The 14152-nt window shown below is 71.9% G+C and carries 13 protein-coding genes; 3 read left to right on the top strand and 10 right to left on the bottom strand.

Features of this window, described 5'->3' with window-relative positions:
• Positions 1-13 precede the first annotated feature (13 nt).
• The 3 genes from secF (at position 14) to BO39_RS15160 (ending at position 3232) form a co-directional block, all read left to right on the top strand.
• Positions 14-1015, top strand: a complete 1002-nt coding sequence (gene secF / locus BO39_RS15170) for a protein translocase subunit SecF (protein ID WP_043834812.1) — start codon at positions 14-16, stop codon at positions 1013-1015.
• On the top strand, positions 1012-1977 hold the full coding sequence (locus tag BO39_RS15165) for a tripartite tricarboxylate transporter substrate-binding protein (protein WP_043834810.1): 966 nt from the start codon (positions 1012-1014) through the stop codon (positions 1975-1977). Before secF ends, BO39_RS15165 begins: the two co-directional genes overlap by 4 nt.
• A 133-nt stretch (positions 1978-2110) precedes the next feature.
• The gene (locus BO39_RS15160; RefSeq protein ID WP_043834808.1) at positions 2111-3232 is read left to right on the top strand and encodes an EAL domain-containing protein; all 1122 of its coding nucleotides are present in this window, start codon (positions 2111-2113) and stop codon (positions 3230-3232) included.
• A gap of 50 nt (positions 3233-3282) precedes the next feature.
• Here BO39_RS15160 and BO39_RS15155 read toward each other — a convergent pair whose 3' ends face one another.
• From BO39_RS15155 to BO39_RS15110, 10 genes are all read right to left on the bottom strand, one after another.
• Complete coding sequence (locus BO39_RS15155) at positions 3283-4065, bottom strand: DUF4394 domain-containing protein (RefSeq protein ID WP_043834806.1); 783 nt, start codon at positions 4063-4065, stop codon at positions 3283-3285.
• A 104-nt stretch (positions 4066-4169) separates the two neighbouring features.
• Positions 4170-4883: an anti-sigma factor gene (locus BO39_RS15150; RefSeq protein ID WP_052402136.1), complete on the bottom strand. Its 714-nt coding sequence runs from the start codon at positions 4881-4883 to the stop codon at positions 4170-4172.
• Entirely contained in the window at positions 4880-5428 is a 549-nt protein-coding gene (locus tag BO39_RS15145) for a sigma-70 family RNA polymerase sigma factor (RefSeq protein WP_043834801.1), read from the bottom strand. Before BO39_RS15145 ends, BO39_RS15150 begins: the two co-directional genes overlap by 4 nt.
• On the bottom strand, positions 5421-6608 hold the full coding sequence (locus BO39_RS15140; protein WP_043834799.1) for an iron-containing alcohol dehydrogenase: 1188 nt from the start codon (positions 6606-6608) through the stop codon (positions 5421-5423). The genes BO39_RS15145 and BO39_RS15140 overlap by 8 nt, the downstream gene beginning before the upstream one ends.
• Before the next feature lie 64 nt (positions 6609-6672).
• Positions 6673-7158: a hypothetical protein gene (locus BO39_RS15135; RefSeq protein WP_052402135.1), complete on the bottom strand. Its 486-nt coding sequence runs from the start codon at positions 7156-7158 to the stop codon at positions 6673-6675.
• 7 nt (positions 7159-7165) lie between these two features.
• The gene (locus BO39_RS15130) at positions 7166-8911 is read right to left on the bottom strand and encodes an amidohydrolase (RefSeq protein WP_169742768.1); all 1746 of its coding nucleotides are present in this window, start codon (positions 8909-8911) and stop codon (positions 7166-7168) included.
• Positions 8912-9000: 89 nt separating this feature from the next.
• Positions 9001-10077 (bottom strand): ABC transporter ATP-binding protein, encoded by a 1077-nt coding sequence (locus BO39_RS15125; RefSeq protein ID WP_043834795.1) that lies wholly within the window; start codon positions 10075-10077, stop codon positions 9001-9003.
• Entirely contained in the window at positions 10074-11072 is a 999-nt protein-coding gene (locus tag BO39_RS15120; protein WP_043834793.1) for an ABC transporter ATP-binding protein, read from the bottom strand. Before BO39_RS15120 ends, BO39_RS15125 begins: the two co-directional genes overlap by 4 nt.
• Positions 11069-12499, bottom strand: coding sequence for an amidohydrolase family protein (locus BO39_RS15115; protein ID WP_043834790.1), 1431 nt, complete (start codon positions 12497-12499; stop codon positions 11069-11071). The genes BO39_RS15120 and BO39_RS15115 overlap by 4 nt, the downstream gene beginning before the upstream one ends.
• A 58-nt stretch (positions 12500-12557) precedes the next feature.
• Positions 12558-14150, bottom strand: coding sequence for an ABC transporter substrate-binding protein (locus BO39_RS15110; RefSeq protein ID WP_043834788.1), 1593 nt, complete (start codon positions 14148-14150; stop codon positions 12558-12560).
• Between the last annotated feature and the right edge of the window lie 2 nt (positions 14151-14152).

The raw sequence follows: 14152 nt of genomic DNA, 5'->3' as shown, positions 1-14152 counted from the left end.
AGGGGATAGAACCATGCTCGGCTTTCTTCGCCGCCCCCTCTTCCGGCTCGTGCCGGACGACACGCGGATTCAGTTCATGCGCGGGCGGATCGCGGGACTCGTCGTCTCTGCGGTCCTCTCCACGGCCTCGGTGGTGCTGGCCATCTATCCCGGGCTGGAGAAGGGCATCGACTTCAAGGGCGGGATCGTGATGGAGGCCCGCACGCCGGGCCCCGCCGATCTCGGGCAGCTCCGCGGCGCCGTCACGGGGCTGGGCCTCGGCGATGTCGGAATGCAGGAATTCGGCGACGCCTCCACCGTCCTCATTCGCCTGCCGGTGCAGGGGGAGGAGGCGGCGACGCAGCAGGCGGTGTCCCGCGTGCGGGGCGCGCTGGAGGCTGCGGCCCCCGGCACGCGCATCCTTCGGACGGAGGCGGTGGGCAACCGCGTCTCGGACGAGCTGTTCCAGGGCGGGCTGATCGCGCTGGCGATCTCGCTGGGCGCGATGCTGATCTACATCTGGTTCCGCTTCGAGTGGCAGTTCGCGGTGGGCGCCATCGTGACGCTGATCCTGGACACAACGAAGGTGGTGGGCTTCCTCGCGGTCACGCGGATCGAGTTCAACCTGACGACCATCGCGGCGATCCTGACGATCATCGGCTTCTCGGCCAACGACAAGGTCGTGGTCTATGACCGGATGCGGGAGAACCTGCGCAAGTTCAAGACGATGCCGCTGCGCGAGCTGATCGACCGCTCGATCAACGAGACGCTGAACCGCACCCTCGGCACCTCCATGACCCTCTTCCTTTCTGCGCTGCCGCTGGCGCTGTTCGGGGGGGAGACGCTGGCGGGCTTCGCCTGGGTGATGCTCTTCGGCATCGTCGTCTCGGCCTCCTCCTCCATCTTCATCGCGGCGCCGATCCTGCTCTTCCTGGGCGAGAACCGGCTGCGGCGCGGAACCGAGGCGGTGGCGAAGGCGGCCCCGGCCCGGCCGGCGCGCGCAGCGGCGGGGACCGTCGCGGAGCCTCGGGGGTGATCCGCCGCCGCTCGATCCTCGGCGGGGCGGCCCTGCTCGCAGTGCCCGGCGCGGCGCGAGCGCAGTTCTCCACCCCCTATGTCGCGCCCGGCGGCCGTTCGCGCGGCATGACGCTGCTGGTGGGGGCCGAGGGGGGCAGCGGCGCGGACCTATGGGTTCGCGGCTTCGCGCCCTTCCTCGAGCGGCACATCAAGGAGGTGCAGGTCTCCGTCGTGAACCGCCCCGGGGAGGGTGGGCTGGCGGCGCTGCGGGAACTCACGGGCTCGCCGACGAATGGTTCCGTCCTCGCCTATGCGCCGACGCCCTTCCTCGTTGCCCGGATGGTGGAGCGGCGGGCGACCGGCATGCTCGACAAGCTGCGGTTGATGGGCGCGGTGACGGAGGAGCCAGTGGCGCTGGTCGCGGCGCCGGGCACGGAGCTCTCCGCGCTTCGCTCCCCCGGCAGCAACCGGCCGCTCGGCCTGCCGCCGCCGGTCAGCGCCGGTTCGATCATGGCGGTGGAGCTGGCGCAGTTCCTGCCGATGGAGCAGCTGCACTTCCCCTCCGCCTCCGCGGCCCGGCAAGCCGCGGCATCGGGGAACGTGGCGGCGGCGCTGGTGAACGTGCCGGACGCCCTGGTGGCGGCGCGGGAGGGGCGGCTGGCCGTGCTCGGCATCGCCGCTGCCGCGCGGCACCCGCAATTGCCGGACGTGCCGACGCTGCGCGAGGAGGGGATCGCGCTGGACGCGGCGCTGCGCCGGGGCGTCGCCGTGCCCGCGGGCATCGAGGAGCGGCCGGCGGCGCATATCGCCCGCGCGCTGCGGGCGGCCGCGGCGGACCCGGAGTTCCTGGCCCAGGCCGAGTGGCGGGCGGTGCTGCCGCGCTTCCGGGACGAGGCGGAATGGGGTGCGATCGTCCGGCAGGACCTGGTGGAGTTGCGGACGCGCTGGGAAACCGCTCCCTGGCAGGTGGTCGGCGGCTGAGATCCTGGCTCGAACGTGTTGAGGCCGCCGGTAGGACGCGGCTCGCGCCCGGCGTCTTATGCCGGGGAAACGAGGGGCGCCGGACACGTCCGCGCCAGGGAAAACGTCAGAGGAACCGGTCGGCAAGCGCGCGATGACACCCCGAGCCCCTGACGACGAGATCCTCGCGGTGCAACTCAGCCCACCGCTGCTTCGGCTCGTGCAGGCGGGCCTCCAGCGAATTGGTGCCGCGCCCGCGCATGTGGTGGTGGCGAAGGAGGCGCTTCGCCGCATGGTCGGGCCGGGGCGGCCACCGTTGGCGTTGCTCCTCGGGGCGCCGCCGGAGCTGCCGGGCGGAGAGGCGCTGCGCGCGCTGGCGGAGGATCCGTTCGGCGAGACCCGCGTGCTGCTCCTCGGCCCGGAGGGGCTGAAGGAGGAGGCGGACATCATGGCCGCCCTGCGCCGCCTGACCGGCCGGCGGGAACCCGGCGAGGCGGCGGAGGTGGCGGCGCTGCGCCTCGGCCTCGCGCGGGGTGAGGTGGCCATGCGCTACCAGCCGATCGTGCGCCTGTCGGACCGCGCGCCGGTGGGCGTGGAGGGGCTGGTGCGCTGGCTGCGGCCGGACGGGCGCGAGGGCGTGACGCCGGTCGGGCCGGATTCCTTCATCCCGATGGCCGAGCGCGGCGGACTCTCGGTGCCTGTCGCCCGCGCCGTCGGGCGGATGGCGGCGGAGGAGATGCAGGCGCTGCGCGCGTCCCTGCGCCTGCCCGTTTCCATCAACCTGCCGCTGGGGGTGCTGGTGCGCCCGGATACCGTGCCCTGGCTCGGGCGTATCCTGCGCGAGGAGGGGATGCGGCCAGAGCTGCTGGGCATTGAGCTGACCGAGACGACACCCGTGCGCGACGTGACCGCACTGCACCGGGCCGTGCTGCGGCTGCGGGAGGCGGGGCACGCGGTCTGGATCGACGACATGACGCTCGACCGGCGGGACGTGCTGCTGGATCTGCCCTTCTCCGGCCTGAAGCTGGACCGGCAGCTCGTGGCGGCGATGCCGTCCAGCCATCGGGCGCGGTCGGAGGTGGAGCGGCTGGTGGGCATGGCCCATGCCCGCGGAATGTTGGTGACGGCGGAGGGGATCGCGGACGGGACGCTCTGGCAGGCCGTGAAGATTCGCGGGGTGGACCACGCCCAGGGCTTCGCCGTCGGGCGGCCCCTGCCGGCAGGAGCGCTGCCGGCCTGGGCCTCCGCCTGGCGCGCGGCGGGCATGAGGAGCTAGCGGGCGGCCCCGGGGAAGCGGTGCCTTCTCCCGGAGCCATGCCTCGCCGTTCAGCGCATCGCCGCGATGTCGATCACCTCGCCCGTGCCTGCCACGGGCCCAAGGGCGGCGGGGGTGCCGTTCTCGAGGTTGACGGTGTGGAGCACGCCGCCCGCGAGAAGATAGGCAGTGTTCGTCGATCCCTCCGCGAGGATGTCGAGAGCAGCGGTGCCGGGCACGCCGTTGCCGATGCGGCCGCGCACCTGCTGCACTCCGTCATTCGGCGGCGCCTGGAGGTTGAGCTGGCCGAGGACGCTGTCGATGGTCAGGAGCATCGTGGCAGTGGCGCCCGCGGTGCTGTTGGTATAGGCACCGGCGGTGACGCGCGGCATGGTCTCGGCGAGCGGGGTGCCGGGCCCGTACTTCAGCTGGCCGTCGCGGACGACGGCACCGGTCTCGACATTGACGCGGAAGTTGGTGCCGCTGGCGCCCATGAGCCGCAGGCGGTCGGCGACGGGGTTGAAGTCCACCACCGCGCGGCCACCGGATTCGAAGGCCTCGGAGAGCTGGCTGACCTTCGTCGCGGCGCCGGTCATCGGGTCGATGGTGACGATCGCGCCCTTATCGGTCACGCCGTAGAGCTTCCCGTCTGCCGGACGCACGTCGATGCCGAGAAGGATGCCCTCAGCGCCGCGCACGCGGACGGCGGCGGAGGCGCGGCGCGATTCAGTATCGATACGGACGAGGCTGCCCTCGGCGGTGAGGCCGATGAGGGTGGCCGCACCGGCCTCGGCCGTGGCGAGACCGAGGAAGGCGGCGCCGGCAAGAGCGAGGCGGCGAAGGCTGTGCGTCATGGATCGCTCCTTGGGTTGGGGCGAGGCGTCCGGCCTCACCCCCGCCTTACGGGGCGTTCATACGACTGGACGCAGCCGCAACGATCACAGGATCGAGAGGGCTCTCAGGTGCCGGTCGCGGGGGCGAGGCGGCCGATGAAGAGGATCGGACCGGTGGGCCGGCCGGTGGGGGAGCCGCCCGGAGGTTCGAGGGTGATCTCGATGAGCATGCCCGGTTCGGGCCGCACGATCCCGGGGGCAACGCGGGCCTGGCCGCTCTCGGGGATCAGGCCGAGGGAGGTGGGGGCGGTGGCGCCGGGCGGCAGGGCCCAGAGCTGCTGCGCGCGGCCGGCCTCCACGGGGCGTGGGTTGAGGCTGGCGAGGCGCAGGCCACCGCCCTCGGCCTCCACGAGCCAGGCGGGCTGGTCGCGGCTGGTGAGGAGGACAGTCATCATCCTCGGCGGATCCGCGGGGCGGAGGAAGAGGATGGCGGCGAGGCCTGCGGCAACCGCGGTGGCGCCGATGGACCAGGTCTTCCAGAGGCGGTCCGGCCGGGCCGGCGCGGCGCCGCTCGCAACCGCGCGCAGCGGCACGACCTGCGCGGGGGCGCGCTTGGCGACGGAGGCCTCGATGCGCTTCCAGAGGTCGTCGGGCGGGGCGGCGGGAGGCGCGAGGCCGGCGAGCGGAGCGAGGCGCGCCTCCCAGCGGGCGACCGCCTCGCGCAGCGCGGCGTCCACCGGAAGGGCACGGTTCACCTCGGCTGCCTCCCGCGCGTCGAGCGTGCCGAGGACGTGCTCGGCGGCCAGGGCGTCGAGGGCTTCGGGATCGGAGGGGATCACGCGAGGCACCCCTTCAGCCGCGCAAGCCCGCGGCGGATCCAGGCCTTCACCGTGCCGAGCGGCAGGTCCAGCCGGGCCGCGATCTGGGCGTGGGAGAGGCCGTGGACGAAGGCGAGGAGGATGCCCTGGCGGTTGCGGGATTCGAGCGCGTTAAGGCACTCGCGGAGGCGGTCGGCCTCCTGCGTCTCCAGCAGGCGATCCAGCGCCTCGGGGGCCACGGCGGTGTCGCCGAGGGCGGGGTCGTCGGTCGGTGTCTCGCGGCCGCGGGCGCGGGCGAGGTCGAGGGCGGCGTGACGGACGATGGCGGCGAGCCAGGCGCCGGCCTCGCCGCGCGCGGGGTCGAACTGCGCGGCGCGGGCGGCGATCTTCACGACGGCGTCGTGCAGCGCGTCGGCCGCGGCGTCGCGATCCCGCAGGATGGCCATGGCCACGCCGAAGAGGCGCGGGGCCTGCGCGTCGTAGAGGCGGCGCAGGGCGCCGGCCTCGCCATCGGCGACGCCGCGGATCATACCGGCGGCGTCGAGCGTCATGCTGGTGTCAGGCATAGGCCTCACGGTAGAGGGCGACGATCTCTGAGGCATCGGGGACGCGGGGATTGTTGGCGGGGCTGCCGGAGGCAATGGCCTGGGCGGCCATGGTTTCCAGCAGCCCATCCCAGCGGGCGGGGTCGATGCCGTGGGCGGCGGGGGTGGGGACGGAGAGGTCGCGGTTCAGCGCCTCCAGCTCCTCCACGAGGCGGGCGGCGGCGGTCTCGTCCCCCTCCCCTTCCCCCGCGACGCCCATGATGCGCGCGGCCTCGGCGTAGCGCGGCAGGGCGGATTGCAGGCCGAAGCGGGTGACGGCGGGCAGCAGCATGGCGTTGGAAAGGCCGTGCGGCACGTGGAAATGGGCGCCGATCGGCCGTGACATGCCGTGCACGAGGGCAACGGAGGCGTTGGAGAAGGCGAGGCCGGCGAGCATGGCGCCGCGCATCATCGCCTCCCGTGCCTCCTCGTCGCGCGGGCCGTTGCCGCCGCGCTGAGCGTCGGCATAGGCGCGGCGGAGGTTGGGCGCGATGAGGCGCATGGCGAGGCGCGCGTAGTCGTCGCTGAAGGCGTTGGCGCGGCGGCTGACGAAGGCCTCCAGCGCGTGGGTGAGGCTGTCCACGCCCGTATCGGCGACGGTGCGGGCGGGGACGGTCCAGGTCAGCTCGTGGTCCACGATGGCGGCGAGCGGGAGGGCACCGAGGCCCGCGATAAGCATCTTCTCGTCGCGTTCCGTGTCGGTGATGACGGTGAAGCGCGTGGCCTCGCTGCCGGTGCCGGCGGTGGTGGGGATGCAGATGACGGGCACGGCGCCGGTATTGGCCTGCGCGGGCGCCTTGTAGGCGCGGATATGCGTGCCCTCCGGCGCCGCGGCGAGGATGGCGATCGCCTTGGCCGTGTCCATCGGGCTGCCGCCGCCGAAGCCGATGAGGCAGTCGTAGTCGCCCGCCTTGAAGGCTGCGACGCCCGCCTCGACCACGGTGTCGGTGGGATCGGGGACGGTTTCGCTGAAGACGGCCGGCGAGAGACCCGCGGCACGAAGGGGAGCGAGGCAGCGCTCGACCGTGCCGGACGAGGCCATCCAGGGATCGGTGACGACGAGGGGGCGGGAGAGGCCGAGCTGGGCCAGGACCTCTGCCACCCTGGAGACGGAGCCGCCGCCCGAGAGGATCAGGCGCGGGGCGACGAGCGTGACGAGCATGGGCGGACGTTCCCCTTGTTTGGGCCGCATCATGCGGTCGCCGCGCGGCTCCGTAAACGGCGCGTCAGGCGGTTGGCGGGTTCGGTGCCTCACCGGGCTGCCAGATGGCGTCGAGAAGCCGGGCGTGGCTCGACAGGCCGGGCACGGGGCCGGGCTCCTCGCCGAGCGACAGCCGGCCGCGGACGGTGACGGGGCGCATGGGGTGGTCGATATCGACGCCCGCGGCCCGGAGATGGACGACCACGATGTCGTCCGGCCAGCTGAGCGAGGGCGCGCAGAAGGGGCAGTCGGGCATCGGACCCTGGGAGAGCACGAAGTAGTCGGCTTCGGGCAGCATCGGCGGGGTCATGTAGCCGTGCATCTCCACGATCTCGCCGGCCTGCGCCGCGGCGGCGCCGATCTCGACGCCGAAGATGCCGCTGAGGGCGAAGAGATCCTCCCAGGCAACGGGTTCCGCAGCGGCGGCATCCCACTCGGGCCCGGAGGTGGCGCCGAGCACGCCGTGCGCGCGGAGCGGCTGGCGCGGGGTGCGGGTGAGGAGGAAATCCACCGCCCGCTCAGGCCTCGTGCAGGATGCGGCCGTCCACCATCGTCAGGCGGCTGCGCAGGTCGCGGATCCGGTCCTCGGGCACGGTGAGGAGGTCGTCGGAGAGCACCACGAGGTCGGCGAGCTTGCCGGGCTCGATGGAGCCGGCGCGGTCGTCCATGAAGTCCACGTCCGCGCTTCCCATGGTGTAGAGGCGCAGCGCCTGCTGGCGGGAAACTGCCATCTCCGGCCCAAGGGGATCGGTGATGCGGCCGCGGATCTCCACCTTGCGGGTGACGAGCCACCAGAGGGCGACATAGGGGCTCCAGTGCGCGACGGGCGCGTCGGTGCCGGCACCGGCGGGGATGCCGCGGTCGAGCACGGCCTTGGTGGGCGTGCACCAGGCGGCGCGCTCCTGTCCCCAGTAGCGCAGCATGTTATTGGCCAGGCGCACGGACTGATCCTGCACGGTCACACGGATGCCGAGCTTCTTCATGCGGTCGAGCGAGGCGGGCTTGGACAGCATGATGTGCATCGCGGCCCAGCGGAGGTCGGCGATGGGATGGTCCTGCGCGACCTTCTCCCAGAGGTCGAGCACGTGGTCCGTGGTGGCGTCGCCGACCATGTGGACCTGGAACTGCCAGCCGCGGCTGGCGGCGAGGCGGAACATCTCCAGCGCCTCGGCGTCGCCGCCCGCAGGGCCGAGCAGCTTGCCGCGGAAGGCGGGGTCGGTCTGCTCGCCCTCGACAATCTGGTAGGGGTCGTAGGTCCAGGCACCTTCGACGCCGCCGTCGTAGAGATATTTGAAGCCGCCGACGCGGAGCCAGTCATCGCCGAAATTGGGCGCGAGCACGGCGGAGCGGGCGCGCACGTCCGCCAGCCCCGTGGCCCGCTGCATGATGCGGACGCGGTGCTTCATGCCGCCCATGCGCCAGAGGTCCATATAGGCACCGATCTCCTCGGGCGTTGCGCCCGGCTCGGTGGAGGCGGTGACGCCGAGGCCGGTGAGCACGGTGCTGAAGCGCGCCAGGCCTTCGGTCAGCCTCTCCCGTGACATGACGGGCAGGAGACGGCGAACGAGGTTCATCGCCGGCCCCTCGATGAGGAAGCCGGTGGGCTCGCCGCCATCGCCGCGCACGATCACGCCGCCGCGCGGGTCTTGCGTGTCGCGCGTGATGTTGGCGAGCTTCAGGGCGGCCGAGTTGACGACGGCGACGTGGCCGCCGCGCGGGATGTAGACGGGATGCTCGGGCGAGATGCGGTCCAGCTCCTGCCGGGTCGGCATCCGCCCTTCCGCGATCTGCCCCTCGTGCCAGCCGGAAGAGGCGATCACCCACTCGCCCGGCGGCGTGATGGCCACGCGCTCGGCCAGGGCGCGAAGCACGGCGTCGAGATCGCGCGCATCCTCGAGCGCGACGTTGAAGATGTCCCGCGCGGCGCCGATCGTGTGCAGGTGGCTGTCGCGCAGACCGGGGATGACGGTGGCGCCGTGCAGGTCAATGACGCGCGTGCGGGCATTGGCGAGCGCCATGACGGCCGCATCGCTGCCGACCGCGAGGATGCGGTTGCCGGCGATGGCGACGGCCTGGGCAGTGTCGAAGCCGGCGTTGACCGTCAGCACCTGCGCGTTGCGAAGGATGATGTCGGCGGGGACGATCGGATCGGCCGCCCGGCCCTCCCCGGGAAGGAAGGTGAGGCCGACGGTCGCCAGGGCGCTGGAAACCAGTTGCCGGCGCTTCTGGGCGAACCACCCCTCGCGCGTTTCCCGATCCCGCATCGCCATTTCTCCGGCCGCAACGCCAAACAGCATGGGCGCGACGCGGAGGGGCCGCAAGCGCGAAGGGCCGAGGTGAGCTGCGCCCGGTGTCAGGCCGCGGTGCGCGCCGCGCGGGCCGCCGCATAGGCCGCGAGGCGGCGCGCGGCGACGGGTGGCACGCCCGCGCCGGCCTCGGCGTCGAAGCGTGGCAGGTCCTCGGCGAAGTGGCAGGCGCTGGTGTGGCCGGGGGCGATCTCGCGCAGCGGCGGGTCCTGTTCGCGGCAGACGGCCTGCGCGTGCGGGCAGCGCGTGTGGAAGCGGCATCCCGGTGGGATGGCGAGCGGGCTGGGCAGGTCGCCGGCCAATGGGCGCACGCCGCCACGACGGGCAGGGTCGGGGCGCGGGATGGCGGCCAGCAGGGCGCGCGTATAGGGGTGGCGCGGATCGGAGAAGAGGGCGTGCTTCGGCGCCACCTCCACGATGCGGCCAAGATACATGACGGCCACGCGGTCGGCGACGTGCTTCACCACCGCGAGGTCGTGCGCGATGAACAGGTACGAGAGGCCGAGGCGCTGCTGCAGGTCACGCAGGAGGTTCACGACCTGCGCCTGGATGGAAACGTCAAGCGCGGAGACGGGCTCGTCGCAGACCACCACCTCGGGCTCCACTGCCAGCGCACGCGCAATGCCGATGCGTTGGCGCTGGCCGCCCGAGAACTCGTGCGGGTAGCGGTTGGCGTGGAAGGGGCGAAGCCCGGTGAGGCGCAGCAGTTCCTCGACGCGCGCGCGCCGGGAGGCGGCGTTGCCGATGTTGTGGACGGCCATGGGCTCCGCGATGGCGTCGGCGACGGTCAGGCGCGGGTTGAGGCTGGCATAGGGGTCCTGGAAGACGATCTGCAACCGGCGGCGCAGGGCGCGCAGCTTCGCGCCCGTGACCTTCGTCACGTCCTCGCCGCGGAAATGGACATGGCCGGCGGAGGGCTCGATCAGGCGCATGACGAGGCGCGCGGTGGTGGACTTGCCGCAGCCGCTCTCGCCGACCAGCGCCAGGGTCTCGCCGCGGTAAAGGGAGAAGGAAACACCGTCCACCGCGCGCACGGCGCCGACCTCGCGCGCGATGATCAGGCCCTTCTTCACCGGGTAGTGCTTGGCGATGCCGTCCGCCTGGAGCAGAGGAGCCTCGCTCATGCCGCTACGTCCACGGCGTTCTCCACGGGCGCGCGGATGCAGGCGGCGCGGTGGCCGGGCGAGAGTTCGCGCAAGGGCGGGTCGTTCTCCGTGCAGGCGCGGATGGCGAAGGGGCAGCGCGGGTGGAAGCGGCAGCCTTTCGGAAAGGCGAAGGGCGGGGGCACGCTGCCGTCGATGGAGAGGAGGCGTTCGCGGTCCTCCTCAATGCGCGGGATGCTGCCGAGGAGGCCGATCGTGTAGGGGTGCTGCGGGTCGTTGAAGATATCGGCCGCCGTGCCGCGCTCCACCACGCGGCCGGCATACATGACGGCCACCTCGTCCGCCATCTCAGCGACGACGCCGAGGTCGTGGGTGATGAGGATGATGGACATACCCGTCTCCCCCTGCAGGTCGCGCAGCAGGTCGAGGATCTGGGCCTGGACCGTGACGTCGAGCGCGGTGGTGGGCTCGTCCGCGATCAGCAGGCGCGGGCGGCAGGCTAGGGCCATCGCGATCATCACGCGCTGGCGCATGCCGCCCGAGAGCTGGTGAGGGTACTCGGCGAAGCGCCGCTCCGGCGAGGGGATGCGAACGCGGCCTAACGCCTCGATGGCGCGGGACTTCAGCTCGGCATCGCTCGCCTTTGCGTCGTGCGCGCGCATAGCCTCCGTGATCTGGTCGCCGATGCTGTGCACCGGGTTCAGCGAGGTCATGGGCTCCTGGAAGATCATCGCGATCTCGTTGCCGCGGACGGCGCGCATCTCCGCCGGCGAGAGGGCGGCGAGGTCGCGATCCTCCAGCACCACCCGGCCCTGGGCGAGGCGGCCCGGGTTGGGCACGAGGCGCATGATGGAGAGCGAGAGCATGGACTTGCCGCAGCCGCTCTCCCCCACGATGCCGAGCGTACGGCCGCGGGGAACGTCCAGCGTGACGCCGTCCACGGCCGCGATCTCGCCGGAGCCGCTGGGGAAGGTGGTGCGAAGATCCTCGACGCGGAGGAGGGTGTCGCCCGTCATACCCAGTTAAAGCTCGGCGGGCTGATGTTCTCCACCGGGCGATGCGCCCAGTCCTGCGAGGGCGCACGGTCGAGGATGCGCTTCTGGGCGTCGTGCAGGTGGGCGGCGGCCTGCTCGTAGTCCATCGTCAGCACCATGCCGTCCTTCACGACGAGCTGGCCGTCCACGTAGACGTCGCGCAGCGCGCGGTCTCCCGCGGCGTAGACGAGGCTGCGGAGCGGGTCGCGGCCGGGGCGCATCTGCGGGTGCTCGGCGTTGACCAGCACGATATCGGCGCGGCAGCCGGAGGCGAGCCGGCCGATATCCTCGCGGCCGAGGGCCTTGGCGCCGCCTATGGTCGCGGCGTCGAAGATCTCCGTGGTGGTGACGGCGCGCGGGTCGGTCGCCTGGGTGCGCGCGAGATAGCCGACGAGGCGCATCTCATCGAGCATGTTGTGCGGGTAGGTGTCGGTGCCGAGGCCCATGTTCACGCCGCGGCGCTTGTAGCGGCCGAAGTTCTTCATGGTGATGCCGCGTCGCGCGAAGACGGTGGGGCAATGGGCGACGGTGGTGCCGGTCTCCGCGAGCCGGCCGAGATCGGTGTCGGTGTGCCAGCGGGTGGAGGGGTGTTCGTCGAGGAAGATGCCGTGGCCGATGATGGCGCGGTCGTTCAGCAGGCCCATGCTGTCGAGCCAGCCGATGGGCGTCATGCCGTGGCGGCGGGTGATCTCGTGGAACTCCACGACGGATTGCGCGGCGTGGATCTGCCAGGAGAGGCCGCGGGCCTTGGCCTCCTGGCTGCTCTCGCGCAGCAGGCCGGGGGCGCAGGTGTCGATCTGGGCGGGGACGACCATGCCGAAGAGCCGGCCGCTCTCGTGCTGCTCGGCGCGGTCGATGAGCTGGAGGGCCTCGGCCATCGCCTTCTCACCGGCGGCCTCGTCCCATTCGTACTCGACGACATGGCCGTTCTTCGTGAACCAGCGCGCCGACTTGAACATCGGCGCGACGCAGACGCGCATGCCGGATTCCGCCAGCAGGTCGAGCCAGCCGGGATGCGCCATGGAGAGGTCGGCGACCGTGGTGACGCCGGAAAGGAGGAGTTCGCTGAGCGCCACGCGCACGCAGGAGGGGACCGCCTCCTCGTCCGCGCGGAAGATCGGCATGAACTCGTAGAGCGAGGAATTGTAGAGGCCGGGGGAGCCGATCTCGTCCAGCAGGCCCTTGTTCATCGGTTCGCTGGAGGGGTGGGAGTGGATGTTGACGAGGCCGGGCATGACCATGAGGCCGGCGCCCTTGATCTCTTCCTCCGCCGGGCCGGTGTAGCCGCGGCCAACGAAGGTGATGGTGCCGCCGTCGAAGGCGACGTCGCTGTCCTGCATGTAGACGTGGCGGCCCGCGGAGGCGTCCCAGGCGACGACGACGTCGGCGTTGCGGATGACGGTGGTCATGGTTCTTCCCCGGGTGTTTGGGTGGGTGGCCGCGACCGGCGGCCACCCCTGGCGCGCTTCAGCGCGTGAGACGGATGTCGAGGCCCTTGTAGAGGCCGACGCCGTAGATGCCATGCGGGCGGACGCCCTCGGTCCGCTGCGAGGCGGCGACCCAGAGCTGCTCCCGCGCGATGGGCACCCAAACATTGGCGGCGGTGATGCGGCGCTGCGCCTCGGCGATCGCCTGCATGCGGTCACTCTCGGCCAGACCGGTCTTGGCGATGCGGAGAAGGCGATCGGTCTCCGGGTCGTTCCAGTTCATCCGGTTCGGCGTCGGTCGGTTGCTGCTGTCGAAGTAGAGCGAGAAGCCATCCGTCGCGGAAATGTAGGGATAGGACATCATGAAGGCGTCGAATTCCTGCGTCGCCAGCTTGCCCCAGCCCACGGTCGCGTCCCAGAGCTGCACGCGCATGTCGATGCCGATGCGGCGCAGGTCGGCCTGCATCGCTTCGGACATGCGGCGCCATTCCGTCGTCTGCAGGCTGTAGAGGAGGAAGGAGGCGCGCTCGCCGTTCTTCACGCGGACGCCGTCAGGGCCGGGCACCCAGCCTGCCGCGTCGAGCACGCGCTTCGCTTCCTCGGGATCGAAGCGCGGCACCATCTTCGCGGCCTCGGCATCGTAGCCGACGGTGCGCGGGTTCAGGTAGCCATCGGCCGGGTCGGCGGCGCCAAAGAAGGTGGCCTGCACGACCGCGTTGCGGTTGGTGCCGAGATTGATGGCGCGGCGGATGGCGGGGTCGCTCACCACGGGCTTGTCGACCTTGAAGCCCATGAAGAAGTCCCAGAAGTAGTTCTCCTGGCGGGCGAGCTTCACGGTCGGCACGTTCCGCAGCCCGGCGAGGGCGAATTGCGGGATGTACTGCGTGACGTCGCCCTGGCCGGACTGGAGCGCGGCGAGGCGGGTGTTGGCCTCGGGGATGATGCGCCAGATCACGCGGTCAACCTGCGGCGCCGGGTTGTTGTAGAGCGGCGGTCCCCAGCGATAGTTCGGGTGGCGCGTCAGCACGAAGTCCTGGCGCGGCGACCAGGAGCCCCAGCAGTAGGGGCCGGTGCCGTTGAAGCCCTGCACGCCGAAATTGGGGCCGAGCTTCTCCACCGTCGCCTGGTCCACGATGGAGCCGAAGAAGAGGGTGAGCTGGTAGAGCAGCTCGCCGTAGGGCTCCTTCAGCTTGTACTCGACGGTGTAGTCGTCGGTCGCCACCACGTCGTCCACCGGACCCGCGCGCCAGCGGACCGGGGAGCGGGTGGCAGGGTCGATCCAGCGCTTGATGGTGTAGACCACGTCGCGCGCGGTGAAGGGCTTGCCGTCGCAGAAGGTGACGTCGCGGCGGAGCTTGAAGGTGTAGGTCTTGCCGTCCTCGGACACGGTCCAGGATTCGGCGAGGCCGGGGCGCACCGTGCGCTGGTCCCAGTCGAGGGAGACGAGCGTGTCGCTCATCATGTAGATGACCTCGCCGGCACCGCGGGCGGTGGAGCGGGGCGGGTCGTAGTTGTCGGCGTCGATCTCGCGGAGCACCACGAGGGTGTTGCGCGGCGCGGCCTGGGCAAGGGCGTCGGCGGCGGGAGCCGCGGCACCCAGGGCCAGCAAGCCCGCGTATAGCCACCTTTTCATCG

This window comes from Roseomonas aerilata DSM 19363 (genome assembly GCF_000711725.1).
Classification (GTDB): domain Bacteria; phylum Pseudomonadota; class Alphaproteobacteria; order Acetobacterales; family Acetobacteraceae; genus Roseomonas; species Roseomonas aerilata.
This window is presented reverse-complemented; position numbering and strand designations above follow the sequence as displayed.

Bases quoted from the DNA above. Each gene is read 5' to 3' on its own strand.
- BO39_RS15140 (WP_043834799.1), bottom strand. From the start codon at position 6,608: ATGCTCGTCACGCTCGTCGCCCCGCGCCTGATCCTCTCGGGCGGCGGC.
- BO39_RS15145 (WP_043834801.1), bottom strand. From the start codon at position 5,428: ATGCCTGACACCAGCATGACGCTCGACGCCGCCGGTATGATCCGCGGC.
- secF (WP_043834812.1), top strand. From the start codon at position 14: ATGCTCGGCTTTCTTCGCCGCCCCCTCTTCCGGCTCGTGCCGGACGAC.
- BO39_RS15130 (WP_169742768.1), bottom strand. From the start codon at position 8,911: ATGCGGGATCGGGAAACGCGCGAGGGGTGGTTCGCCCAGAAGCGCCGG.
- BO39_RS15115 (WP_043834790.1), bottom strand. From the start codon at position 12,499: ATGACCACCGTCATCCGCAACGCCGACGTCGTCGTCGCCTGGGACGCC.
- BO39_RS15125 (WP_043834795.1), bottom strand. From the start codon at position 10,077: ATGAGCGAGGCTCCTCTGCTCCAGGCGGACGGCATCGCCAAGCACTAC.
- BO39_RS15160 (WP_043834808.1), top strand. From the start codon at position 2,111: ATGACACCCCGAGCCCCTGACGACGAGATCCTCGCGGTGCAACTCAGC.
- BO39_RS15120 (WP_043834793.1), bottom strand. From the start codon at position 11,072: ATGACGGGCGACACCCTCCTCCGCGTCGAGGATCTTCGCACCACCTTC.
- BO39_RS15155 (WP_043834806.1), bottom strand. From the start codon at position 4,065: ATGACGCACAGCCTTCGCCGCCTCGCTCTTGCCGGCGCCGCCTTCCTC.
- BO39_RS15110 (WP_043834788.1), bottom strand. From the start codon at position 14,150: ATGAAAAGGTGGCTATACGCGGGCTTGCTGGCCCTGGGTGCCGCGGCT.